Here is a 25200-nt window from a genome sequence, read left to right on the forward strand (position 1 = left end):
CGGCAATTACATTGTTCGAATGAAAATATTCCGGCGGGCCCCAGCCCGCCCGCCGGAGTCGTCCCGGCCTACCGCGCCAAAAACCAGTGCCTCGACCCGCATTGCAGCAACCACCGAGTCACTGATGAAAACCATTGAATGCCCATTGCAGGAGGCGCGCCGCCTCGACGCGCTACACAAGCTGAATTTGCTGGATACGCCGCCGAGCGAGGCGTTCGACCGCATCACGCGCATGGCCGCCAGCCTGTTTGGTTTGCCGATCGCCGCCGTGTCGCTGACCGACAGCGATCGTCAATGGTTCAAGTCGCGCGTCGGCGTCGAGTACAGCTCGATCCCGCGCCTGCGCGCGCCATGCGGCCAGGTGGCCGACAGCGGCGCGCTGCTGGTGATCCCGGACCTGCTGCTGGACGACTATTTCCGCGACAGCCCGCTGGCCGCCAGCGGCATCCGCTACTACGCCGGCGCGCCGTTGATGACGCTCGACGGCCACTGCCTCGGCGCCATGTGCGTGCTCGGCACCGAGCCGCGCCAGACCACGCCGCAGGAGATGGCGGCCCTGCGCGACCTGGCCAGCATGGTGATGGCGCAGATCGAGCTGACCCACGCGCTGGGCCGCATCGACGCCGTCAGCGGCCTGCCCAACCGCACCCAGTTCATCGACGACTTCCACGACCTGCAGCTGGACGCCGCGCCGCACGAGCAGCGGCTGGCGGTGATGATCAATCTGGCCACGCCGGAACAGCTGGGGCACGCGGCGCGCGCGATGAAGTCCAGCTATCTGGACGACCTGGTGACCGGCGCGGCCAAGTGGCTGCGCGAGGCGATCGGTCCCGGCCGCACCATCTACCACGTGGCGACGGTGCAGTTCGTGCTGCTGGCGCCCGCCGGGGCGACGCTGGACACCTGGCTGCCGGGGATTGAAAGCCGGATGCAGACCGCGCTGGCCATCGCCAAGACCCGCTACGTGGCCACGCCGTCGGTCGGCGTGGTGCCGTTCGACGTCGGCGTCGACGACAGCCTGAACGTGCTGCGCAAGGCGCGCAGCGCGGCGCATGACGCCATCGCCTGCCCTTCCCACGTGGCGGTGTATTCGCAGTCGGAGGACGCGCTGTACCAGCGGCGCTTCACGTTGCTCAACGATTTTTCGGCGGCGCTGGAAAACACCGGCCAGCTGCGGCTGGTGTTCCAGCCGCGCGTCGACATCGCCACCGGCGAGTGCTGCGGCGCCGAGGCGCTGCTGCGCTGGAATCATCCGACCCTGGGCGTGGTCGGGCCGGCGGAATTCATTCCCATCGTCGAACGCTCCGGCCTGGCGCAGGCCGCCACCGCCTGGGTGCTGGACGCCGCGCTGCGCCGGCAGCGGACCTGGCGCGACGAAGGCCTGTTCATCGACGTCTCGGTCAACGTCTCGGCGGCCAACCTGATGGAGCCGGACTTCGCCGCCTGCGTCGCGGCCGGCCTGGCGCGGCACGGCCTGCCGGCGTCCTGCCTGGAGTTGGAGATCACCGAAAGCGCCATCATGGAGCAGCCGCAGAAGGCGCACGCCGCCTTGGCCGCCATCGCCGCGCTGGGCGTGGGCCTGGCGATCGACGATTTCGGCACCGGCTACAGCAGCCTGGCGTACTTGCAGAAGATGCCGGCCGACGTGGTCAAGATCGATCAATCCTTCATCCGCGAGATCGACAGCGACGTGCGCCAGCAGGCGCTGGTCAGCGTGATGATCACGCTGTCGCAGGACCTGGGACACCGCGTGGTGGCCGAGGGCGTCGAGACCATGGCCGCGCTGGACTTCCTGCGCAAGGCCGGCTGCGACGAGGCGCAGGGCTATCTGTTCGCGCGGCCGCTGGAAGCCGCTTCGTTCCAGGCCTGGTGCGCCGCCGCCCGCGCGCCGGCGGCGGCGGCGGCAGTCGTCGCCGCCGCGCCGGGATACGCGCCGCGCTCGCGCTCCGCGCGGGGACCGGGACCGGCCTAGTCCTGCCCGATCAGCACCACCGCGTTGCGCGTACCGAAGTTGACCGCGCCGCCTTTGACCACGGCGGTCTTGCCGGAATAGTAGTCCCTGACCTTCTGCCCGTTGGCGAACACGCCGTGCAGCTTGATGCTGCTGGCCTGGTCGGTCGGCAGATCCAGCGCCACCACCACCTTGTCGCTCCCCAGCGTCCGTTTGAATACGTAAGGCTTGGCCTCCAACTGCTGATGCACGCCCGCGCCGACCGCCACGTGCGCCTGGCGGAACAAGCCCAGCTTGGACCAATGCGCCCGCACCTCGGCCAGCTTGTAGCCGTCGCGCTGCGCGTTCCGCTCCAGCTCATCCCAGTTCATGAACGAGCGCAGCTTGGCGTCGCCCACCGCGTCGGCCACGTCCAGCCGGCGCGCGGTCTCGTCGCCATAGTAGATCTGCGCCGCGCCGGGCGCCAGCAGCAGCTTGTTGGCGCTTTCGAACGGCTTTTTGCGCGCCGCGTCGAACGGCCGGTCGAAGTCGTGCGAATCGAGATAGTTCACCACCGAGTAACCCTGCAACGCGCCGCCGTGCAGCGCGGCGGAATAGCTGCTGAACAGCGTCTCGTAATCCTTCTTCGCATCCTCGACCAGCGCGAAATTGATCAAACTATTAAAACCGTTTTGATAGTAATTGGCGCTTTGCCCGCCGCCCAGGTCGTGCAGCTGGCCGTCCTCGATCCTGTAGTTGAAGACTTCGGCCGTCATGTAGAACTTGTCGTCGCTAAGCTTCTTGTCCGGATTGGCGCGCTTCCAGTCCTCGAAGGCGGATGAGGCCACCGTCTGCAACTCCTTCCACACCTTGGCCTCGACGTGCTTGACGGTGTCGGCGCGGAAGCCGTCGACGCCGTATTTGCGGATCCAGTCCGCATGCCACTTCATCAGATAGTAGCGCGGCGCGCGCGGATAGCCGGTGCGGGCGAAGAACTCGTTGAGCTCCTTCACCTCGCGCTCGAAGCGGCCCTCGCGCTGCCACTTCGCCATCAGCCGCTCCGGCAACTCGACCGGCGTGTCGCTGTCGGTCAGGACGTCCGGCAGGTTGGCCACCAGCGTGCAATCGATGGTGGTCTTGGGATCCTTGTAGGTGCACTGCGGCGCGGTGCGCACCCAGTCCGACGGCCACACCGGATCGTAGCGCGTCACCGGGCCGGTGTGGTTCATCACCACGTCCAGGATCACCCGGATGCCGCGCGCGTGGGCCGCGTCGACCAAGTTGCGGAAGTCGTTCTCGGTGCCCAGGTTGGCGTCGACCGCCGTGAAGTCCGACGCCCAGTAGCCGTGGAAGCCGTAGGACTTGCCGGTGCCCTCGTCGGTGCCTTCGTGGATCTGCTCCACCGGCGGCGTCAGCCAGATCGCGTTGACGCCGAGGCTGTCGAAGTAGCCCTCGTTGATCTTGTTGGTCAGCCCGGCCAGGTCGCCGCCCATGAAGCCGCGCAGCGGGCCGGCGTCGGCGCGCCGCTCGTAGGCCAGGTCGTTGCCGGTGAAGGCGTTGTTGAAGCGGTCCGTCAGCACGAAATAGATGGTGGCGTTCTCCCACAGGAATGGCTTGCGTACCGCCGGCTTTTGCGCCGCCGGCGCGGCCAGCGCCGGAGCGCCTGTCGCGGCGGCGCCGAGCGCCAAAGCCAAAGTCATTGCGAGGGGAGTCAATTTCATGCTGTCGTCCTTATGGTGGTGTTATGTGGTGACGGTCGGGTGCGCGCGCCCGGTCCATCCGGTGATGCCGCCGACCTGCTCGGCGATCAGGATCAATGGATACAAGGCCTGCTGCGTCGGCAGGTGGTGGTAGGTCGGGTCGGCCTCGTAGCGCTCCAGGTAGACGCGCAGCGTCGCGCCCTCGGTGCCGGTGCCGGACAGGCGGAACACGATGCGCGAGCCGTTGCTCATCACGATGCGGATCCCCTGCTGCTTCGACACCGAGCCGTCGACCGGATCGGTGTATTCGAAATCGTCGGCGAAATCGACCACGTAGTTGCCCAGGTCCTGGCCCGCCAGCGTCGCCAGCTTGATGCGCAGCGACGCCATCAGCTCGTTGGCCGCGTCGCTTTCGACCGCCTCGTAGTCGTGGCGCGAATAGTAGTTGCGGCCGAAGCGCGCCCAGTGTTCGCTCACCAGCTGCTCCACCGACTTGCCGCTGGCGGCCAGCAGGTTCAGCCAGAACAGCACCGCCCACAGCCCATCCTTTTCGCGGATGTGGTCCGAGCCGGTGCCGTAGCTCTCCTCGCCGCACAGCGTGGCCTTGCCGGCGTCCAGCAGGTTGCCGAAGAACTTCCAGCCGGTCGGGGTTTCGAACGCCGGGATGCCCAGCGCCTCGGCCACCCGGTCGGCCGCGCGCGAGGTCGGCATCGAACGCGCGATGCCTTTCAGACCGGCGCGGTAGCCCGGCGCCACGGTGGCGTTGGCGGCCAGCACCGCCAGGCTGTCGGACGGCGTGACGTCGAACTTGCGGCCGACGATCATGTTGCGGTCGCCGTCGCCGTCCGACGCGGCGCCGAAGTCCGGCGCGTCGTCGGCCGCCATCAGCGCGATCAGCTCCGCGGCGTTGACCGGATTCGGGTCCGGATGGTGGCCGCCGAAGTCCTCCAGCGGCACGCCGTTGATGACGGTGCCGGCCGGCGCGCCCAGCATGCCCTCCAGGATCGCCTTGGCGTACGGGCCGGAGACCGCGTGCATGCCGTCGAAGCACATGCGGAAGCCGCCGCCGAACAGGGCGCGGATGGCGTCGAAGTCGAACAGTTTCTGCATCAGCTCCGCGTAGTCGGCGACCGAGTCGATCACTTCGATCTCGGTCTGCTCGATGCGCGACGTGCCGAGGCGATTCAGGTCGATCGCGGCGGCGTCGCTGATGCGGTATTCCTTGATGCTTTCGGTGCGCTGGTAGATCGCCTCGGTCACGCCCTCCGGCGCCGGGCCGCCGTTGGCGATGTTGTACTTGATGCCGAAGTCGCCGTCGGCGCCGCCCGGATTGTGGCTGGCCGACAGCACGATGCCGCCCAGCGCGCCGTGCTTGCGGATCACGCAGCTGACCGCCGGCGTCGACAGGATGCCGCCCTGCCCCACCAGCACCTTGGCGTAGCCGTGCGCCGCCGCCATGCGCAGGATGGTCTGCACCGCCTCGCGATTATGGAATCGGCCGTCGCCGCCCAGCACCAGCGTCTTGCCGGCGCAATCGCCCAGCGTGTCGAACACGCTTTGCACGAAGTTTTCGAGGTAATGCGGCTGCTGGAAGACCGTGACTTTTTTCCGCAAGCCGGATGTCCCCGGCCGCTGGCCGGGGAAGGAGGTGGTACTGACCGTCTGAATGCTCATGTTCGCTCCGCGTGGGTAGATGACAGATTTGCTGCAACGGTTTTACCTGTTTCGGCAAAATCGCGTCGCACATCTAGCTTGTCTCGCGAACAATCTTAGCTCATTTGGCCACCGGTTCCGCGTTGTCGCGCACCGCCAGCGTCAACACGCCGGCCACCACCATGCAGACGCCGCCCAGCATCAGCGTCTTGACGCTGTGACCGGCGAACCAGTGCTTGGTGACGAAGCCGAGCAGCAGGCCGCTGACGATCTGCGGGATCACGATGAAGAAATTGAACACGCCCATGTAGTAGCCCATGCGCTTGGCCGGCAGCGCGCCGGCCAGGATCGCGTACGGCATGGTCAGGATGCTGGCCCAGGCGACGCCGACGCCGATCATCGGCAGGTACAGCAGGTCCATGTCGTGGATCGCGTAGATGCTGAACAGGCTGACGCCGCCGATCACCAGGCAGCTCATGTGCACGAACTTGCGGCTGGTGTGGCGCGCGAAGATCGGCAGGATGAACGCCGCCAGCGCCGACACGCCGCTGTACACCGCGAACATCACGCCGACATGGTTGCCGGCTTCCTGGAACGCGGCCGATTGCGCGTCGGTGGTGCCGAACACGTTCTCGCCGATGGCGTTGGTGGTGTAGATCCACATCGCGAACAGCGCGATCCAGGTGAAGAACTGCACCGCCGCCAGTTGCAGCATGGTCTTCGGCATGCGCGTGAAGCCGCCCATGATTTCCTTCAGCGCGTGGCCCAGGCCCTTGCCGGCGCGCTGCTCGGCGCGGAACGCCTCCAGGTTCTCCGGCGGCGCTTCCTGCGCGGTCAGCACGGTCCACATCACGGCCGCCATGTAGATCGCGCCGCCGGCGTAGAACGAATAGCGCACGGTGTCGGGAATCGCGCCGGCCATCGGCACGTTGTTGACGCCCATGTGGGCGAAGATGGTCGGCAGCATCGACGCGATCACCGCGCCCCAGCCGATGAAGAAGGTCTGCATCGCGAAGCCGGCGGTCTGCTGCGACGGTCCGAGCTTGTCGCCGACGAAGGCGCGGAACGGTTCCATCGAGACGTTGATGGCGCCGTCCATCAGCCACAGCACCGCGACCGCCATCCACAACGCGGACGAATTCGGCATCAGGAACAGCGCGATCGACGCCAGCAAGGCGCCGACGAAGAAGAACGGGCGGCGCCGGCCCCACCTGGGGTGCCAGGTGTTGTCGCTCAGGTAGCCGATCACCGGCTGCACCAGCAGGCCGGTGACCGGCGCGGCCAGCCAGAACAGGGACAAGTCGTCGGGATTCGCGCCCAGCGTGGAGAAAATGCGGCTGGTGTTGGCGTTCTGCAGGGCGAAGCCGAATTGGATGCCGAAGAAGCCGAAGCTCATATTCCATAGCTGCCAGAACGACAGTATGGGCTTGCTGCTGGAAGAATGCATGCTGCGCGTCCCCGATTATTGAAAATTTGTAGCAAAATAACACGCTACCCCAACAGTGTCAATTGAAAGAATTTCCCAGTAAAATAAAGGAAACAAGCCATCCTGCGGGCAGGCTTTTGTAGTCAAATGTAGCCAAACAACAGAATATAAGACAACCACAAAGCCCGAATACCTACATGACAACCCTTTCCCTACCAAAATTGGCGGCGCTGCCTTTGGCGCTGCTGGCCTGCCATGCCGCGCTGGCGCAAAACGCCGGACGCACCTTCGACCGCGTCAGCGACGGCGGCGGCCAGCTGGAGGTGCGCACCAGCGACGGCGTCTACCTGATCAAGCCCTACTCGAACGCCATCGTCGAAACCACCTTCGTGCCGGCCGGCGAAGCGGTCGATCCGGCCTCGCACGCCGTGGTGCTGGCCCCGGCCGCCGTCAAGACCACGCTGAAGCAAACAGCCGGCCGCATCGAATATGCCACGCCCGGCATCGTGGTCACCATCACCAAGTCGCCGTTCAACATCGCCTACGCCTACAAGGGCAAGCCGCTGCTCGCGGAGAAGCACGGCTACCTGCGCATGAAGGACGACGTCGCCAGCGGCAGCAAGGATATCAACAAAGGCGAGCCGCGCGAACTGGAGGCCATCGAGTTCGCGCTGGACAAGGACGAAGCCCTGTACGGCGCCGGCTCGCGCGCGGTCGGCATGAATCGGCGCGGCCACCGCTTCACCTTGTACAACAAGGCGCACTACGGCTACGGCGACCAGTCGGAGCAGATGGGCTATGCGATGCCGCTGGCGCTGTCGTCGAAGATGTACGCCATCCATTTCGACAATGCGCAAACCGGCTATCTGGACTTCGACAGCAAGAAGGACAACCGCCTGACCTACGAAACCATCGGCGGCCGCAAGACCTATCAGGTCATCGCCGGCGATACGTGGGAGGACGTGATCGGCAACTACACCAGCCTGACCGGCAAACAGCCGCTGCCGCCGCGCTGGGCCTTCGGCAATTTCGCGATGCGCTTCGGCTACCGCGACGAGAAGATGGCGCGCGCGACGGTCGACAAGTTCATCGCCGACGACATCCCGCTCGACGCCATCGTCTTCGACCTGTTCTGGTTCGGCAAGGAGGTCAAGGGCACCATGGGCAATCTGGCGTGGGACCGCGACAGCTTCCCCAACCCGGAAGGCATGATCGCCGACTTCCGCCGGAAAGGCGTGCAGACCGTCGTCATCACCGAACCGTTCGTGGTCGATACCTCGAAGCGCTGGCAGGAGGCGGTCGACAAGAAGGTGCTGGGCACCGGCGCCGACGGCAAGCCGCTGGCCTACGACTTCTTCTTCGGCCACACCGGCTTGATCGACATCTTCGGCAAGCCGGGCAAGGACTGGTTCTGGGATATCTACAAAGGCCTGCACGCGCAGGGCGTGGCCGGCGTCTGGGGCGACCTGGGCGAACCGGAAGTGCATCCGACCGAGATGCGCCACGCGAACGGCGCCAGCGCCGACCAGGTTCACAACATCTATGGCCATCAGTGGGCCGGCCTGGTGGCCGACGGCTACCAGCGCGACTTCCCGACCGAGCGGCCGTTCATCCTGATGCGTTCCGGTTTTTCGGGCACGCAGCGCTTCGGCATCATTCCGTGGTCCGGCGATGTCGATCGCAGCTGGAGCGGTTTGCAATCGCAGCCCGAGATCGCGCTGCAGATGGGCATGCAGGGCGCGGGCTATATGCACTCGGACCTGGGCGGCTTCGCCAACCCGGTGCTGGACAATGAGCTGTACACGCGCTGGCTGCAGTACGGCGTGTTCCAGCCGGTGTTCCGGCCGCACGCGCAGGAGGAAGTGCCGGCGGAACCGGTCTACCGCGAGGACGCCACTAAGGCGCTGGCGCGCGACGCCATCCGTCTGCGCTATCGCATGCTGCCGTATAACTACACGCTGGGCTTCGACAACAACCAGAAGGGTTTGCCGCTGATGCGCCCGATGCTGTACGAGGAGCCGGGCAACGCCAAGGTGCGCGCGATGTCGTCGACCTACTTGTGGGGCAAGGACTTCCTGGTCACGCCGGTGCTCAAGCAAGGCGCAGCCACGGCCGAGGTCTACTTCCCGGCGCGCAGCGCGTGGTTCGATTTCTACAGCGGCGAGAAGATGACCGGCGGCGCGACCCGCACCGTGAAGCTGGCCGCCGACCACGTGCCGGTCTACGTGCGCGCCGGCGCCTTCATCCCGATGGCGAAGGTGGTGCAGACCACGCGCGATTATTCGACCAAGCACATCGAGCTGCACTACTACCACGACGCCTCGGTGCGCGCCGGCGCCGGCAAGCTGTATGACGACGACGGCCTGACCGCGCAAGCCTACGAACAAGGCAAGTACGAGCTGCTGCACTTCGCCAGCAAGCAGCAAAAAGGCGCGCTGTCGTTGCGCATCGAGTCCGAAGTCGGCAAGCAGTACCAACGTCCCGAACGCGCCATCGCACTACACGTGCACAACGTCGCCGCCAAACCCGGCGCCGTGCGCATCGACGGCAAGGTCGCCGTCTACGCCTGGGACGCCGAAAGCAAGCTGCTGACGGTCGACCTGCCCGCCACCGACCTGGCCTCGCGGAGTGTCGACATCTCCCTGTAAGCCCCCGCCCCCGCCCGCCGCGGCGGGGGAATTGCCGCCGCTATACACAGCTACCCTTTTTAAAACGAGCTCTAAAAGCTCTAAACGCTCTAGATTGAACTATTCCGCTCTATTTGGTCTAAATCATATGCACAGAAAGAGAAAAACAGCCCATTTTTTTCTCTTTTTAGACGTTTTAGAATCCGCGCCACAAAAAAACTGGCCAAATTAGAGCGAACTAGAGCGGACTAGAGCGAAATAGAGCAAATAGACGTTTTAGAGAGGGAGAAAAAAATGGACCGCCCCATCATCGGAGGTATCTATCTGCCGAGCGACGTCTACGTCGACCTGGTCAACCGCACCGGTGAGCCGTGCTACGGCGACAAATCGGAGGCAGTCCTAAGCGCCCTCATACGTAACTGGCTCGCCGGCGCCGCGAGTGCCCCGGAGTCCCGCGCCGACGACAAAACCACCAGTACCAAAGGCTATCAATGGAAGCAGGTCTTTCTACCTGACGGCACCGAACTGCGCGCCACATTTCAGGGCCGCTCGACCTATGCCAAAGTCGAGAACGAAAAAATCATCTGCGGCGGCGAGTGCATAACGCCGTCTCGGCTGGCCAATGCCAATGGCTGCGGCACGCGCAACGCCTGGCGGGCCATCTGGTTGAAATTCCCCGGCACGTCGAAATGGCAGCTCGCCGCCAGCTGCCGAACGATCGCATGAGCAGTCGTTGCGTGTATGATTGCTGGCCATCGAACAACCGGTTCGATGGCCAACCTGGGAGATGTCAGTGACACCAAAAATTATCAGCATGCTGTTGGCGGCGACCGCCCTGACAGCCGCCGGCGCCACCGCGCAGGCAGCCCCCGCCAGCAAGCCCACCGTCGCCGAAGCCGAACGCTTTTTGGCCGACACCGAAACCACACTCAATAAGCTGAACAACGAACAGGCACGCGGCGCCTGGGTCGGTTCCAACTTCATCACCGACGACACCGAAGCCATCGCCGCCTACTTTGCCGAGCGCTACCTGACCGCGTCCGGCGAAGCGGCCATCGGCGCGCGTCGTTTCAGCGGCGTCAAGCTGACGCCCGAATCGGCGCGCAAGATGATGCTGCTGCAGCAAACGCTGGTCTTCGCCGATCCGAAGGAACGCGAACAATTCGCCCAACTGCAAGCCGCCTTGAACGGCGCCTACGGCAAGGCCAAATACTGCCCCAAGAAAGCCGACGGCAGCGCCGACGCCTGCATGGCGCTGGGCGAAATGGAAAAAGTCCTGGCCAACAGCCACGACGAAGCCAAGCTGAAAGAAATGTGGCTGGGCTGGCACACGCAAGCCCCGGCCTACAAGCAGAAATACAGCGAATACATCGCGCTGTCCAATAAGGGCGCCAAGCAGATGGGCTTCGCCGACACCGGCGCCATGTGGCGCTCGCAGTACGACATGCCGCCGGAAGCCTTCTCCGCCGAGATGGAACGCCTGTGGCAGCAAGTCAAACCGCTGTACGACGCGCTGCACACCTACACCCGCCACAAGCTGCGCGCCACCTACGGCCCGGACGTGGTGCCGGCCACCGGCCCGATCCCGTCCCACCTGTTCGGCAATATGTGGAGCCAGACCTGGACCAATCTGTATCCGATCCTGAAGCCGGCCGGCGTCAGCAACAGCTACGACCTGACCAAAGTGCTGGAACAGCGCAAGACCGACGCCAAGCAGATGACGCAGTACGCGGAACGCTTCTACACCTCGCTGGGCATGCAGAAGCTGCCGGAGTCGTTCTGGGAACGCTCGCTGCTGACCAAGCCGCGCGACCGCGACGTGGTATGCCACGCCTCCGCATGGCCGCTGAATGAAAAGGACGACGTCCGCATCAAGATGTGCATCACGCCGACGGCGGAAGACTTCACGGTCATCCACCACGAGCTGGGCCACGTCTACTACTTCCTCGCTTACGGCAAGCAGCCCTACCTGTTCCGCAACGGCGCCAACGACGGCTTCCATGAAGCCATCGGCGACACCGTCGCGCTGTCGATCACGCCGGGCTACCTGAAGAAAGTCGGCCTGATGGACCAGGAGCCGGACGTCACCGCCGACATCCCGCAGCTGCTGGAGCGCGCGCTGAGCAAGGTCGCGATCCTGCCGTTCGCCTACACCATGGATAAATGGCGCTGGGACGTCTACTCCGGCAAGACCAAGCCGGCCGACTACGACAACAGCTGGTGGCAGCTGCGCGAGCAGTACATGGGCATGAAGCGACCGGTGGCGATCGACGGCGCGAACGGCTTCGACGCCGGCGCCAAGTATCACGTCGCCGCCGACGTCTCGTACGCCCGCTACTTCCTGGCCGACATGCTGCAGTTCCAGTTCCACCGCGCGCTGTGCCGCGAAGCCGGCTACAGCGGCCCGCTGAACCGCTGCTCGGTGTTCGACAACGCCAAGGCCGGCGCCAAGCTGCAGCAGGTGCTGGAACTGGGCGCCAGCAAGCCATGGCCGGAAGCCTTGAAAGCGATCTCCGGCGAAGACAGGATAGACGGCGGCGCGCTGCTCGACTACTTCGCCCCGCTGAAGACCTGGCTGGACCAGCAAAACGCCGCCTTCGCAGCGGCCGAGAAGAAGTAACGCCACCCCGCACGGCGACACAAGGGGCAGCTCCCGCAGGGAGCTGCGGGCGTAGCCCTCTCCAGACCCTGGGTCTGACCCTAGGCGCAAGCCTCGGGGTTCGCCGCGCCGATCAAGGCAGCAGTCCCGCCGCCCGATACGCAGCCAGCGTGGTGTCGAACACCTTCACATCATCGCAGCCGCGCGCCACCAGCTGCGCCCCCTCGATCGCCGAGAACACCGCCAACGCCTGCGCCTTGACCGCCGCCGCATCCAGCTTCGGCTTGCCGATCGCCAGCACCCGCGCCAGCCACTCCACGATTTTGGTCGTGAAGCGCTCCACCTCCACCCGCACCTCCGGCGCCAGGTCGGGCCGCTCGGCCGCCAGGATCCCCGCCATGCACATGCGGTTCTCGCGCAGCAGCGTGTTGCGGAACACATCCGCATACTTGGCGATGCAGTCCTGCCACGCCACGCCATCGGCCAGCAAGCCCTCCAGATAGGTCAAAAACTCCTCGGTGTACTGGCGCGCCAGCTCCGCGCCCAGGTCGCCCTTGGTCGGAAAGTAGTAGTGGATGCTGGAACTCTTGACCCCCACCGCCTCCGCCAGATCGCGGAAACTCAGCGCGTTGTAGCCGCGCGCCTGCACCATCAGCCGCGCGGCCGCCATCACTTCCTGCTTCTTGTCGCTTGCCATACCCACCCCTGATCAAAAAAATCGCTTGACGCGACGAAACGTCCGGCCTATTATTTTATCTATCGATAGATAGACAAATCCGGAAACGTCTGTTTATGATGCCATTCTAATCTATCTACCGAAAGGTAGAGCAAACGAAAGTAAAAAATGAAAATCCACGACGCCCCAGGCTTCCCCAACCCCGCCCGCATCCGCATCGTCCTCGCCGAAAAGGGCATGGACCAGGACATCGACTTCGTCCACGTCGACCTGTTCGCGGCCGAGCACAAGCAGCCGGCCTTCCTGGCCAGGAACCCGACCGGCGTGGTGCCGGTGCTGGAACTGGACGACGGCCTGTTCATCGCCGAATCGATCGCCATCACCGAATACCTGGACAACCTGGACGGCAACCCGATCCTGACCGGCACCACGCTGCGCGAAAAAGCCGTGATCCACATGATGCAAAAGCGCGCCGACGACCAGATGATCGACGCCATCGGCAACTACTTCCACCACGCCACGCCCGGCCTGGGCGACACGCTGCAAGCGTACAAGAGCCCGGAATGGGCACACCGCAAGGAATGGGGCGAGCGCCAGCTGGCGAAATTCAAGGACGGCATGCGCTACTTCAACGAGGTGCTGAGCACGCAGCCCTACATCGCCGGCGACAAGTTCTCGGTGGCCGACATCACCGTCTACTGCGCGCTGCTGCACGCCGCCTTCCCCGGCGTCACGGTGCCGGAAGACTGCCCGGCACTGGCGGCGTGGCAGAAGAAGATCGCCGAGCGCCCAAGCGTAAAAAACCGCAGCGGCCAATAACCCCAATCCCGCCGGTGTCAGTGCCGACATTCGGACATCGGCGGAACTTTCCAGCGCCTGGAAGTTCGCAAATGTCCGAATGTCGGCACTGACACCCAAATAAAAAAAACCTCGCCTAGGCGAGGTTTCAAGTTTTGCGTGGCGCTTGTTAGAACTTGTAGTTCATGCCCGCCAGCACGGTGCGGCCGTACTTCGCGTATTCCAGCTGCTGCGAACGGTCGCCGTTGTATGTTTCATAGGCGGCGTTACGCAGGTTGTTCACTTGCAGCACCAGGCCCAGGCCCTTCAGCGAACCGGTTTCGAACGAGTAACCGATCTGGAAGTCGATCACATTCTCGCCGACCACGTAGCGCAGCGCGCGGTCGTTCGAGAAGTTGCCGATCTCGCCGACGAAGTCGGAACGACGACGTTGGCTGATGCGGGTTTCGAAGCCGTTCTTCTCGTAATAGGCGGTCAGGTTGCTGACGCGCTTCGACAAGCCCGGCAGCGGGATGTTCTGGCCAATGCTGCCGCTCGGATCTTCGATCGAGATCTTGCTGTCGGTGTAGGTGGTGCTGGCGGTGACGCCGAAACCATCCAACGCCTTGCTCAGCATGTTCAACGGCATCGACGCCGACAGTTCCACGCCCTTCAGGTTGCCGCCGTTACCGTTGTACGGCGCGGTGTAGTTACCGGTCACCGTATGCAACGGGAAGCTCGGATCGTTGCCCACCATGCCAGGCGGAATGTAGGCGGTGAAGTCATACGAACGCGTCTGCGTGAAGATGTAGGTGTCCAGCTTCTTGAAGAACGCCGCCGCCGCGAAGTAAGCCTTCTTGTCGAAATACTTCTCGTACGAGATGTCGAAGGCCTTGGCGCGCCATGGATCCAGCTGGGCGTTGCCGCCGCTGGCGCCCGGCTCGCGCTTGGTGGTGTCGATGCCGAAGTCCAGCGCCGAACGCAGCTGGTCGACGCGCGGACGCGCCAGTTGCTTGGCCAACGCCAGACGCACGGTCTGCTGGTTGGCCAGGCCGAACGCCAGGTTCATGCTTGGCAATACGTCGGTGTATTTCTTGCCGTCGTTGATAGGCTTGATGGCGCCGGTGGTGTTGTCGTACCAGCGCGAGGCCGACGACTGGTCGGTGCGCTGCACTTGCACGCCGACGTTACCGCGCAGGCTGACCGCGCCCAGGTCCGCTTCGATGTTGGCCTTGGCGAACGCGGTGGTGATCTTCTCGCTGACTTCCCAGGTCTTGGCGATCAGGTAGCCTTCGGTGTCGTTCGGGGCGAAGGTCATGTACTTGTTGACCACGGCCGGCACGTTCCAGGTCGGGATGAAGCCGGCGCCGGCGAAGCCCAGGTCGGCCGACTGGTAGAACAGGTCGGACGAGATGGTGGTCGGCGCACCCTTCAGGTTGATGTTGCCTTCAGGCTGGTGCTTGTTCTTGGTGCGGTCGGCGTAGTTGGCGCCGATGTCGAAGCTGGAGAAGGCTTTTTCCAGCGCGCCCGAGGCCTGGATGTTGGCGACCAGCTTGAAGCCCTTCAGCTCGTCTTCCACGCTCGGCGTCTTGCCGTAGCCGGAACCGTAGATGGTGTTGCGCACGTACAGGCTGTTGGGGTTGCTGTAGTCGCGGCCCGGGGTCAGCTGCGAGTAGCCGCCGTTGCCGTAGGTCAGCTTGACCGAATCCAGGAACGGATCGCCGGCGGCGTTGCTCATCTGCAGATTGTTTTCCAGGCTCAGCTCGTTACGCTTGGCTTTCGAGTAGTTCAGGTCGGCGAACAGCGACCAGCCGTCCATCTTGAAATCATTGCTCCAGCCGGCGGCGCGGATGTCGTCCTTGCGCTTGTTGTACATGCCGCGCACCAATGGATACACGTTGTTGGCGGTGCCGCTGGCGATGGTGCCGCCGTTGATCACGGCCGGATTGTAGAGCAGGCCCGGCTCGTAGCCGCCGTTCCAGCCGCTCAGGTTGATCTCGATCTGGTTGGCGGTCTCTTCGCTCTTGAAGCGCGAGGCGTACACGTCGACGATGCTGGTCCATTGCTTGTTCGGACGGTATTGCAGCACGCCCATCAGGCCGTCGCGTTCGTTGCGGCCGCTGCGCGCGACCGCCTTGATGCCGTCCGAGCCGAAGGTGCCGGCCGGCAGGCCCGGACGCGCGTCGCGCTTCCATGGCTCGTACAGCCCGGTCTCGTTCGACAGGATCGGGGTTTCCAGGTGGGCGTAGCCCAGCGCGATACCGATCGTGCGGTTGGCGAACTGGTCGATGTAGCTGGCGCTGACGCGGTTGCCGGTGTCCTTGGCGTCGCCGATCTTGCCCAGCGAATTGCGCTCGCCACGGGCGTTCAGCGCCACGGTGCGGCCGCCAAAGCTCAGCGGACGCACGGTCTGCATGTCGATCGTGCCCGACAGGCCCTGGCCGATCAGGCCGGCGTCCGGGGTTTTGTAGACGGTCACGCCGGCCATCAGTTCGGACGGGTACTGGTCGAATTCGACGCTGCGGTTGTCGCCGGTGCTGACTTGCTCGCGGCCGTTCAACAGCGTGGTCGAGAAGTCCGGCGACAGGCCGCGCACGCTGATGACCTGGGCGCGGCCGGCGACGCGCTGCGCGGCCAGACCCGGCAGGCGCGAGATCGATTCGGCGATCGACACGTCCGGCAGCTTGCCGATGTCTTCGGCGGAGATGGCTTCCACGATGGAGCTGGAATCTTTTTTGACCGAGATCGCGTCCTCGATACCGCGACGGATACCGGACACGACCACGGCGGTCATCGGCGCTTCGGCCGCTTGCGGCGCGTCGCTGGTTTGCGCGTGCAGCGGGCTGGCGAAGGCGGCCACGAACAAGGCGCAGCCGGCGGCGACAGGTTTCAGTGGGAATGCAGCGGCTTTGCTGCGCTTAGTTGCGATAGTCATTCAATGTCCCCTCACACACGACAGTTATTCCCGCCAACATCAGCCGCTCCGCGTTCGGGGCGTCTCAAACTACACGGGATCCAAGAAGTAAACGTTCTCAAAGACGTTCTAGGGCGAATTCTGTACTAAAACTAGATTTGATGTCAACCAAACTTCAAGCACGCTACGCCGTAGAAGCCAGTATCTATGCGTCTCCCCCAGCAGAAAACGGTTTCTCGTTGTATTTCGGCTACAGAGAGCATTGTCTCGATGTGTAGTAGAACTACAAATACGTGCGTCAAAGACGACAAATATGAAACCAAACCTCAAATCCAGCGCGTCGGCGCGGGTAAATGTTGCCCATTGAAAATGTCGTCACGCAAGAAAACCACCGTTTTATGTATTTCGACTAAATTTCGTGCTGTCAGCCGCGTTGATACGCCAGCACATTCAGGGTATTCTCTTGCAAAATCAAGGCGCCGGCCCCTGGAACGAAAGATTCGAGACCCTGTAGTACGACTACGTAGCGCCGCCAACATGGAGACCAGATGAAGAAAACCACCCCAGCGCTGCTGCTCGCCGCCCTGCTGCCCCTGTGTGCCTACGGCGCGGCGCAGGACTACCGCATCGACCACATGGATCCGCCGTCCTGGTGGACCGGCATGCACAACAGCAAATTGCAGCTGATGGTGCACGGCCCGCACATCGCCGACCTGGCGCCGACGCTCGACTACGCCGGCGTGCGCATCGCCGCGGTCTCGCGGGTGGCCAACCAGAACTACCTGTTCATCGACCTGGAGATCGCGCCCGACGCCGCGCCCGGCAAGCTGGGCCTGGTCTTCAAGCGCGGCGGCCAGACGCTGCGCTACGCCTACCAGCTGGCGGCGCGCGCCAGGGACTCGGCGCAGCGCACCGGCTTCACCAGCGCCGACGCCATCTACCAGGTCATGCCCGACCGCTTCGCCAACGGCAATCCGGGCAACGACAGCGCGCCCGGCATGACCGAGCAGCCCAACCGCGCCCAAGGCTACGGCCGCCACGGCGGCGACATCCAGGGCATGGCCGACCACCTCGACTACATCGCCGGCATGGGCTTTACCATGATCTGGCCGACGCCGCTGCTGGAATCGAACATGCCGGCCGTGTCCTACCACGGCTACGCCGCCACCAACCACTACCGCATCGACCCGCGCTACGGCAGCAACGAAGAGTTCCGCGACTTCGTGGCGCAAGCGCGCGCCAAGGGCGTCGGCGTGATCCAGGACGTGGTGCTGAACCACATCGGCACCAAGCACTGGTGGATGCAGGACCTGCCGACGCCGGACTGGCTCAGCTACCAGGGCACGTTCGTGCCGACCCAGCACCACCGCGTCGCGCTGCAGGATCCGTACGCGTCGCAGGAGGACAAGCGCAACTTCACCGCCGGCTGGTTCTCGAAAGCCATGCCGGACCTGAACCAGGCCAATCCATTCCTCGCCACCTATCTGATTCAAAACAACATCTGGTGGATCGAATACGCCGGTCTGGCCGGCCTGCGCGTCGACACCTACGGCTACTCCAACACCGAGTTCCTCAGCCGCTGGTCCGGCAGCGTGATGGCCGAGTATCCGAGGCTGAACCTGGTGGGCGAGGAATGGAGCACGCTGATCCCGGTGGTCGCGCACTGGCAGGAGGGCAAGCGCAACTTCGACGGCTACGTCTCGCACATGCCGAGCATGATGGACTTTCCGCTGAACGACGCCATGCGCCGCGCGCTGGCCGCGCCGGACGGCGCCGAGCAAGGCCTGAACACCCTCTACGAGGCGCTGTCGCAGGATTACCTGTATGCGGATCCGGGCAACTTGGTGCTGTTCGAAGGGAACCACGACCTGTCGCGCATCTACAGCGAACTGAATGAGGATCCGGACCTGTTCCGCATGGCGATGGCCTTCGTCGCCACCGCGCCGCGCATCCCGCAGTTCTACACCGGCAGCGAGATCCTGATGACCAGCGCCACCAGGCAGCGCGACGACGCCTCCTACCGCCGCGACTTCCCGGGCGGCTGGAGCGGCGACCAGGTCGACGCCTTCACCGGCGCCGGGCTGGAGCCGCGGCAGGCCGCCGCGCAAGCCTATGTGCGCAAGCTGTTCAACTGGCGCAAGGGTGCGTCGGTGATCCATCACGGTAAGCTGATGCACTACGGGCCGGAGCAAAACACCTACGTCTACTTCCGCTACGACGGCGCCAAAAAAGTCATGGTCGCCCTCAACAAGAACAAGAGCGACACCGTGCTCAAGACCGCGCGCTTCCACGAGATGCTGCACGGCGCGCGCGCCGGCGTGGACGTCATCAGCGGGCAGCGCGTATCGCTGGACGGTGAAGTGAAACTGCCGGCACGCTCGGCGCTGATACTGGAGATCGAACAATGAGTTTTCGTTTAACCATGCTGTGCGCGGCGATGGTTGTCGCCCTGCCGGCGCTGGCCGCGCCGACCACCGCCACCGCGCGCTACCCTACCTGGGACGGCAAGCAGGAGACCGTGCGCTACGCCACGCCCGACGCGGCGGCCGCGCTGCGCAGCTACACGCAATCGACCACGATGCAGGTGCGCGAAGGCGGCAAGCAGGAAATCGGCTACCAGGAATCGGCCGCGCTGCCGACCGTCCGCAGCGGCAACCTGGCCTTCGACGCGCTGTTCGCGCTGGCCGGCGTCGAGATGAAGCAGGACTCGGTCAGCGAAATCCGCGACGGCAGCTACAACGGCGGCAACGCCATCCCCTGCGACTGCTTCGAGACCGGCGAATTGTGGCACTACGTGTGGACGCGCGACCTGTCGTATGCGGCCTCGCTGAGCCTCGGCATGCTCGATCCGCAGCGGGTGCGCAACTCGCTGCTGTTCAAGGTGTCGGCCTACCGCGACGGCGTCAAGCCGGGCGCGCACGCCGCCGGCGGCGCCGACGGCCTGCAGATCATTCAGGACACCGGCAGCGGCGGCAGTTGGCCGGTCAGCACCGACCGCGTCAGCTGGGCCTTCGGCGCCGACGAGGCCTTGAAGGCGCTGGCGCCGCAGGAACGCAAGCTGTTCGCCGCGACCGCGTTGCAGGCCTTGAGCAACACGCTGGAGAACGACCGCATCGCCGTCTACGACCGCGCCGACGGCTTGTACAACGGCGAGGAATCCTTCCTCGACTGGCGCGAGCAAAGCTACGCGCCGTGGATCGCCGGCGACCTGGCCAGCATGGCGACCTCCAAGGCGCTGTCGACCAACGCCGGCCACTACAAGGCGCTGACGCTGGCGGCGCAACTCGCGCGCGAACAGGGCGACGCGGCCGGCACCGCGCTGGCCGCGAAGTACGCGGCGTGGGCGGCGGAGCTGAAGCGCGCCATCAACCAGCGCTTCTGGCAAGCCGACAGCGGCATGTACAGCAGCGTGACAGCCGGCCACTTCGACGGCGCGGCGACCTACAAGTACGATTGGCTGGGCCAGTCGCTGGCCATCGTCACCGGCATCGCCGACGACCAGCAGACGCGGAGCATCCTCGCGCATTATCCGCACGGCCCGCTCGGCGCGCCGGTGATCTATCCGCAGCAGGCCGATACGGCGGTGTACCACAACCGCGCCATGTGGCCGTTCGTCACCGCCTACGGCCTGAAGGCGGCGGCGATCGGCGGCAATGTCGCCGTCGCCGACGCGGCCTACGCCACATTGATGCGCGGCGCGGCCACCAACCTGTCCAACATGGAGAACCTGGAGTGGCTGTCCGGCCAGCCGATGTTCAAGGACGGCAAGCTCAGTGGGCCGGTGGTCAATTCGCGCCGGCAGCTGTGGTCCGTCGGCGCGTATCTCGGCATGGTGGTCGGCAGCGTGTTCGGCGTGCAGACCACCGACGATGGCATCGCGCTGCGCCCCTTCGTGACGGCCAAGCTGCGGCGCGAGACCTTCGCCGGCAGCGACAGCGTCACGCTGAACAACCTGCGCTTGCGCGGCAAGCGCTTGCAGGTGCGCCTGCTGCTGCCGGCCGCCGTCAAGGGCGACGGCTATTACGCGGTCGATTCGATCACCTTGAACGGCCAGCCGGCGGCCGCCGCGCTGGCCTGGTCGGCGCTGGGCGACGACAACGTTATCGAAATCCGACTCGGCAAGCTGCTGGCCGGCCAGCAGCTCAAGCGCAGCGTCGGCGCCAAGCCGCTGGCGCAGGATCCCGCCGTGACCGCGCCGGCCGAGCCGCGCATCGCCAAGCTGGAACGCGGCACCTACGGCTTCCCGACGCTGACGATCGACGGCGGCGGCAAGGGCGTGGTGTTCAACATCTACCGCAACGGCGCGCTGGCGGCGCAGCGCATCAGCGCCGGCAAGTGGGCCGACCGCCGCTCGCAGCCGGACGATAATCTTTGCTACGCGGTGGAAGCGATGTACACGCGCTCCGGCAACCGCAGCCACCACAGCGCGCCGATCTGCTTGAACAGCGGCGTGGAAATCCCGGTCGCGCGGACGGCATGGGGTGCGCCGGGCGACAGCTTCGCGCAGCAGTTCAAGGTGGACCGCGAGGGCGCGTACGCCGTGCAGATCAAATACCGCAACACCGCGCACCAGATCAACCTCGGCATCAGCGGCGGCGTGAAGTGGATGAGCGTGAAGGATGCCGACGGCAAGGTCGTCGCCGACGGCGTGGTGCAGCTGCCGCACTCCCCGGCCGACGCCGGCCCGTCTTACTCCACGCCGTTGCGCGCGACGCTGAAGCCGGGCGCCTACCGGCTGGAGCTGGAGGACTTCTACAACATGAGCTACCTGCAAAGTAACACCACCTACGCCGACGCGGGCGGCGTCAAAGGCGCGTCCAACAAGTTCGACATCCACGGCGTCCGCGTGATGCCGCTGCCGCGCGCCGGCGCGAAGGCGTCGCCGGCGGCGCAAGCCGGCACGGTGCGCATCGTCGAACAATTCGCCTCGCCGCAGCTGGGCAACAGCCGCAAGCTGCGCATCTACCTGCCGCCCGGCTACGACGCCAATCCGCGGCAGCGCTACCCGGTGCTGTACATGCACGACGGCCAGAACCTGTTCGACGCCAACACCGCCGCCTTCGGCGTCGCCTGGGACATCGGCCTCACCATGGACAAGCTGATCGCCTCCGGCGCCATCACTCCCGCCATTGTGGTCGGCATCGACAACACCAAGGACCGCATCGACGAATACACGCCCTGCTGCGACGCCAAGAACGGCGGCGGCAAGATCGACGCCTACATGGCCTTCATCGTCGACACCGTCAAACCCTGGGCCGACGCCAACCTGCGTACCCTGAAGGACCGCGAGCACACCGCCATCATGGGCTCCTCGCTGGGCGGCATCGCCTCGGTCTACATCGCGCAGAAGCACCCGGAGATCTTCTCCAGCGCCGGCGGCGTATCGAGTTCTTTCTGGTGGAATGAAGAGAGCTTCGTCAAGAACGTGCCGGCAAAGCAGCCGGTGCGCTTCTACCTGGACGCGGGCACCGAAGGCGACGGCCTGGACGACACGCGCAAAATGCGCGACGCCATGCTGGCCAAGGGCTATCGCCTGAACCAAGACCTGTATTACCACGAAGCCGAAGGCGGCAGCCACAACGAAAAATCCTGGTCCGCGCGCGCCCACCTGCCGCTGACCTGGTTCTTCAGGAAGTAAGCAACTCCACCCGGCGCCAGCGGCTGGCCAGCAGCGCCTCCACTTCATCCGGCGACACCGCCGCGCCGAGGCAGAAACCAAACGCCTCGTCGCAGCCCATCGCCGTCAGCTGCGACAGCTGGTCGCCGGTCTCCACCCCGCCGGCGATCACCTGCATGTCCAGCGTATGCGCCATCGCGATGATGGCGCGCACCATCGCCCCCTGATCCTTGCCGCCCTGCTGCCTGACCCGCCGCAGGTCGTCGATGAAGCACTTGTCGATCTTCACCACATCGACCGGGAAGCGCCGCAGATAGTTCAGCGACGCATAACCGGTGCCGAAATCGCTGATCGAAATCCGCATCCCCAGTTGCTTGAACTGGCGCAGGATGGCCTCGCAATCCTGGTTCTTATCGATCAACATGCCCTCGGTGATTTCCAGCTCGATGCAGCGCCCCGGCACCCCGGCCCGTTCCAGGATCGCGGCGAAACTGTCGGCGATATCCTTCTGATAGAACTGGCGCGGCGACAGATGCACCGCCACCGTCAGCGGATGGCCCAACTCGATCCAGCGCCGCGCTTGCGCCGCCGCCGTCGCCATCACCCACTCGCCCACCGGCAGGACCAGCGCGCTCTGCTCCAGCACCGGCAGGAAATCGAGCGGCATCACCAACCCCAGCTCCGGATGCTTCCAGCGCAGCAGCGCCTTCACGCCGGTGATCTTCCGCTGGTTCAGGTTCAGCTTGGGCTGGTAGGTCAGGATGAATTCGTTGTGATCCAGCGCATGCCGCAGCGCCGTCTCCAGGATCAGCCGCGAATACGCCTTGGCCTGCATGCTGGGCAGGAAGCGCAGGCTGGCCCCCTTGCCGCGCTGCTTGGCGGCGTACATCGCCAGGTCGGCCTTCTCCACCAGCGCCTCGATATCCTGGTCGTCGTCCGGATACACCGCCACGCCGATGCTGGCCGCCACCGCCAGCGGCGCGCCGTTGACCGTGAACGGCGCCACGATCGCCGTCATGATCTTGTCGGCCACCTGCTGCGCGGCCTGGCCGTCGTGCAGCTCCGTCAGCAGCACGATGAATTCGTCGCCGCCCTGGCGCGCCACGGTGTCGACCTCGCGCACGCACAGCCGCAGGCGCTGCGCGAACTGCGCCAGCACCTGGTCGCCGGCGTCGTGCCCCAGGCTGTCGTTGATGTCCTTGAAGTGATCGATGTCGACGAACAGCACCGCCAGCAAACTGCCGTGGCGGCGCGCGTAGGCCACGCCGTGCTCCAGTTGCCGCTGGAATTGCAGACGGTTGGGCAGGCCGGTCAGGCTGTCGTGATGGGCGATGAATTCCAGCCGCGCCTCGGTGTCGCGCTGCGCCTCCAGCGCGGTTTGCAGCCGCGCGCAGCGCCGGCGCAAGGCGCGCGACCGCCAGTGGCCGTACCACAGCGCCAGCAGGCAAGGCGCGATGCCGGCCAGCGCCGGCAATAAGCTGTTCATGCTGTCCCTCCCCGGTGCACGCGGAAGAGGGAATCATAGGAGCGCGGATCGCGCCCCCGGTTGAGGCGCGTCAAACCGCCCGCGTTTAGCCGGACGCTAGGCCGCCAGCAGCGCGCGGCGGCGCGACGCAGACGCCCCGGACCGGCCGTGCGCCGCCGGCGCATGCGCCTCCGCCCGCTCATGCAGCTTGAACACGCTGACCGCCTCGGCCAGGCTGGCCGCCTGCTGCTCCAGCGCATCGGCCGCCGCAGCGGCCTCCTCGACCAGCGCCGCGTTCTGCTGCGTCACGCTGTCCATCTGGCTGATGGCGATGCTGATCTGCTCGATGCCGTCGCGCTGCTCGCCGCTGGCGACCGAAATTTCACCGATGATGGCCGTGACCCGGCGCACGCTGTCCACCACCTCGCCCATGGTCTCGCCGGCCTGGCCCACCAGCCGGCTGCCCTGCTCGACGCGGCCGACCGAAGCGCCGATCAATTCCTTGATCTCCTTGGCCGCCGCCGCCGACCGCTGCGCCAGGTTGCGCACCTCGGACGCCACCACCGCGAAGCCCCGGCCCTGCTCGCCCGCGCGCGCCGCTTCAACGGCGGCGTTGAGCGCCAGGATGTTGGTCTGGAACGCGATGCCGTCGATCACGCCGATAATGTCGACGATCTTGCGCGAACTGTCGTTGATCTCGCCCATGGTCTGCACCATCTGCTCGACCGCCGCGCCGCCCCTGGCCGCGACGGTCGACGCGGTGTCGGCCAGCTTGCACGCCTCGGCCGCGTTGGCGTTGTTCTGCTGCACGGTGGTGGTCAGCTCGACCATCGCCGCCGCCGTCTGCTCCAGCGAGCTGGCCTGCTCCTCGGTGCGGCCCGACAGGTCGAGATTGCCGGCGGCGATCTCCACCGTCGCGCCGTGGATGGTGTCGGTCCCGGCGCGCACCTTGCCGACGATGTTGCTGAGGTTATGCTGCATCAGCTTGAGCGCGCCCAGCAGCTCGCCGATCTCGTCCTTGCTGTCGACCCGCACCTCGCTGCGCAGGTCGCCGGCGGCCACGGTCTGCGCCATGCCGACCGCCCTCTGCAGCGGCACGGTGATGCTCTTGATCAGCCACACCACGGTGACCACGCCGACCACCAGCGTGATCGCCAGCGTGACGCCCATCATCAGCATCGCCTGGGCGTGCGCGGCGCGGTTGGCCTGCTCCATCTCCAGCATCAGGCGATGCGATTCCTTGCCGATGAAGGCGACGATGTCGTCGATCTTCTTGGTCGGCTCGCGGTCCATGCCCTTGACCAGCGCATCGACGATGTGCGCGCTGTCGGGGTTGGCGGAATCGTATTTTTTCAGCGCATCCAGGTAGCGCGCCACCAGCTCGTTCTGGGTGGCGATGGCATCGTTGACCAGCGGCGTGCGCAATTGCAGCCCGTCGAGCAGCTGGTTGAGTTTTTGCAGTTCGGCGCGGGTGGTTTCACCGCCCTTGACGAAGGCCAGGCTGTACTTCTCCAGCTGGGCCGGATCGTTGCCGCGCACCAGGATGTTTTTCCACTCCTGCACCTGGATCTTGAACTCGACCTGGGCGCTGCGCGCCGTGTCGATGGCCTGACTCAGCGCCACCGAGCGCGCCATGGCGTCGGCGCTGCGGACGTTGCTGCTGTCCAGCGCGCGCCACCCTCCGGTGGCGACGATCGCCAATGCGACAAAGAAGAAGCCGCCCAGCAAGCCCAAGCGCACACCTATTTTCAGATTCGCGAGCTTCATCGTTTCCTCCTTGGCAAAGATCTTGATTCATCATGCCTTGATCGCGCAT

At 65.2% G+C, this 25200-nt stretch carries 14 protein-coding genes; 7 read left to right on the forward strand and 7 right to left on the reverse strand.

The window, feature by feature from the left end; genetic code table 11:
* Positions 1–124: 124 nt before the first annotated feature.
* Positions 125–1972, forward strand: a complete 1848-nt coding sequence (locus GW587_RS26945) for a sensor domain-containing phosphodiesterase (RefSeq protein ID WP_166107995.1) — start codon at positions 125–127, stop codon at positions 1970–1972.
* Here GW587_RS26945 and GW587_RS26950 read toward each other — a convergent pair.
* The 3 genes from GW587_RS26950 to GW587_RS26960 form a co-directional block, all read right to left on the reverse strand.
* Positions 1969–3651 (reverse strand): alpha-amylase family glycosyl hydrolase, encoded by a 1683-nt coding sequence (locus GW587_RS26950; protein ID WP_166107996.1) that lies wholly within the window; start codon positions 3649–3651, stop codon positions 1969–1971. The genes GW587_RS26945 and GW587_RS26950 overlap by 4 nt on opposite strands.
* A gap of 21 nt (positions 3652–3672) precedes the next feature.
* The gene (locus tag GW587_RS26955; RefSeq protein ID WP_166107997.1) at positions 3673–5304 is read right to left on the reverse strand and encodes an alpha-D-glucose phosphate-specific phosphoglucomutase; all 1632 of its coding nucleotides are present in this window, start codon (positions 5302–5304) and stop codon (positions 3673–3675) included.
* A gap of 100 nt (positions 5305–5404) precedes the next feature.
* Positions 5405–6730, reverse strand: coding sequence for an MFS transporter (locus tag GW587_RS26960; RefSeq protein WP_166107998.1), 1326 nt, complete (start codon positions 6728–6730; stop codon positions 5405–5407).
* Between the two features lie 176 nt (positions 6731–6906).
* On the opposite strand from GW587_RS26960, the gene GW587_RS26965 reads away from it, so the two are divergent.
* The 3 genes from GW587_RS26965 to GW587_RS26975 all read left to right on the forward strand — a co-directional run bounded on the left by GW587_RS26965 (position 6907) and on the right by GW587_RS26975 (position 11956).
* Positions 6907–9357, forward strand: coding sequence for a TIM-barrel domain-containing protein (locus GW587_RS26965; RefSeq protein WP_166107999.1), 2451 nt, complete (start codon positions 6907–6909; stop codon positions 9355–9357).
* Positions 9358–9630: 273 nt separating this feature from the next.
* Positions 9631–10062, forward strand: coding sequence for a hypothetical protein (locus GW587_RS26970; RefSeq protein ID WP_229259678.1), 432 nt, complete (start codon positions 9631–9633; stop codon positions 10060–10062).
* 61 nt (positions 10063–10123) lie between these two features.
* Positions 10124–11956: a M2 family metallopeptidase gene (locus tag GW587_RS26975; RefSeq protein ID WP_166108000.1), complete on the forward strand. Its 1833-nt coding sequence runs from the start codon at positions 10124–10126 to the stop codon at positions 11954–11956.
* A 112-nt stretch (positions 11957–12068) separates the two neighbouring features.
* Here GW587_RS26975 and GW587_RS26980 read toward each other — a convergent pair whose 3' ends face one another.
* The gene (locus tag GW587_RS26980; protein WP_166108001.1) at positions 12069–12632 is read right to left on the reverse strand and encodes a TetR/AcrR family transcriptional regulator; all 564 of its coding nucleotides are present in this window, start codon (positions 12630–12632) and stop codon (positions 12069–12071) included.
* A gap of 147 nt (positions 12633–12779) precedes the next feature.
* On the opposite strand from GW587_RS26980, the gene GW587_RS26985 reads away from it, so the two are divergent.
* The gene (locus GW587_RS26985; protein WP_166108002.1) at positions 12780–13430 is read left to right on the forward strand and encodes a glutathione S-transferase family protein; all 651 of its coding nucleotides are present in this window, start codon (positions 12780–12782) and stop codon (positions 13428–13430) included.
* 148 nt (positions 13431–13578) lie between these two features.
* On the opposite strand, the gene GW587_RS26990 is transcribed toward GW587_RS26985, so the two are convergent.
* Complete coding sequence (locus GW587_RS26990; protein WP_166108003.1) at positions 13579–16323, reverse strand: TonB-dependent receptor; 2745 nt, start codon at positions 16321–16323, stop codon at positions 13579–13581.
* A 527-nt stretch (positions 16324–16850) separates the two neighbouring features.
* Between GW587_RS26990 and GW587_RS26995 the strand changes: the two genes are divergently transcribed.
* Both GW587_RS26995 and GW587_RS27000 read left to right on the forward strand, forming a co-directional pair.
* Positions 16851–18710 carry a glycoside hydrolase family 13 protein gene (locus GW587_RS26995; protein ID WP_166108004.1) on the forward strand — a complete coding sequence of 620 codons (1860 nt, stop codon included), beginning with the start codon at positions 16851–16853 and terminating at the stop codon, positions 18708–18710.
* Positions 18707–21940 carry an alpha/beta hydrolase-fold protein gene (locus GW587_RS27000; protein ID WP_229259679.1) on the forward strand — a complete coding sequence of 1078 codons (3234 nt, stop codon included), beginning with the start codon at positions 18707–18709 and terminating at the stop codon, positions 21938–21940. The genes GW587_RS26995 and GW587_RS27000 overlap by 4 nt, the downstream gene beginning before the upstream one ends.
* Here GW587_RS27000 and GW587_RS27005 read toward each other — a convergent pair.
* Entirely contained in the window at positions 21930–23405 is a 1476-nt protein-coding gene (locus GW587_RS27005; RefSeq protein ID WP_166108005.1) for a putative bifunctional diguanylate cyclase/phosphodiesterase, read from the reverse strand. The genes GW587_RS27000 and GW587_RS27005 overlap by 11 nt on opposite strands.
* A gap of 96 nt (positions 23406–23501) precedes the next feature.
* Positions 23502–25151, reverse strand: coding sequence for a methyl-accepting chemotaxis protein (locus GW587_RS27010; protein ID WP_166108006.1), 1650 nt, complete (start codon positions 25149–25151; stop codon positions 23502–23504).
* Positions 25152–25200 lie beyond the last annotated feature (49 nt).

The organism is Duganella aceris, assembly GCF_011090165.1.
In the GTDB taxonomy this organism is placed as follows: domain Bacteria; phylum Pseudomonadota; class Gammaproteobacteria; order Burkholderiales; family Burkholderiaceae_D; genus Rugamonas; species Rugamonas aceris.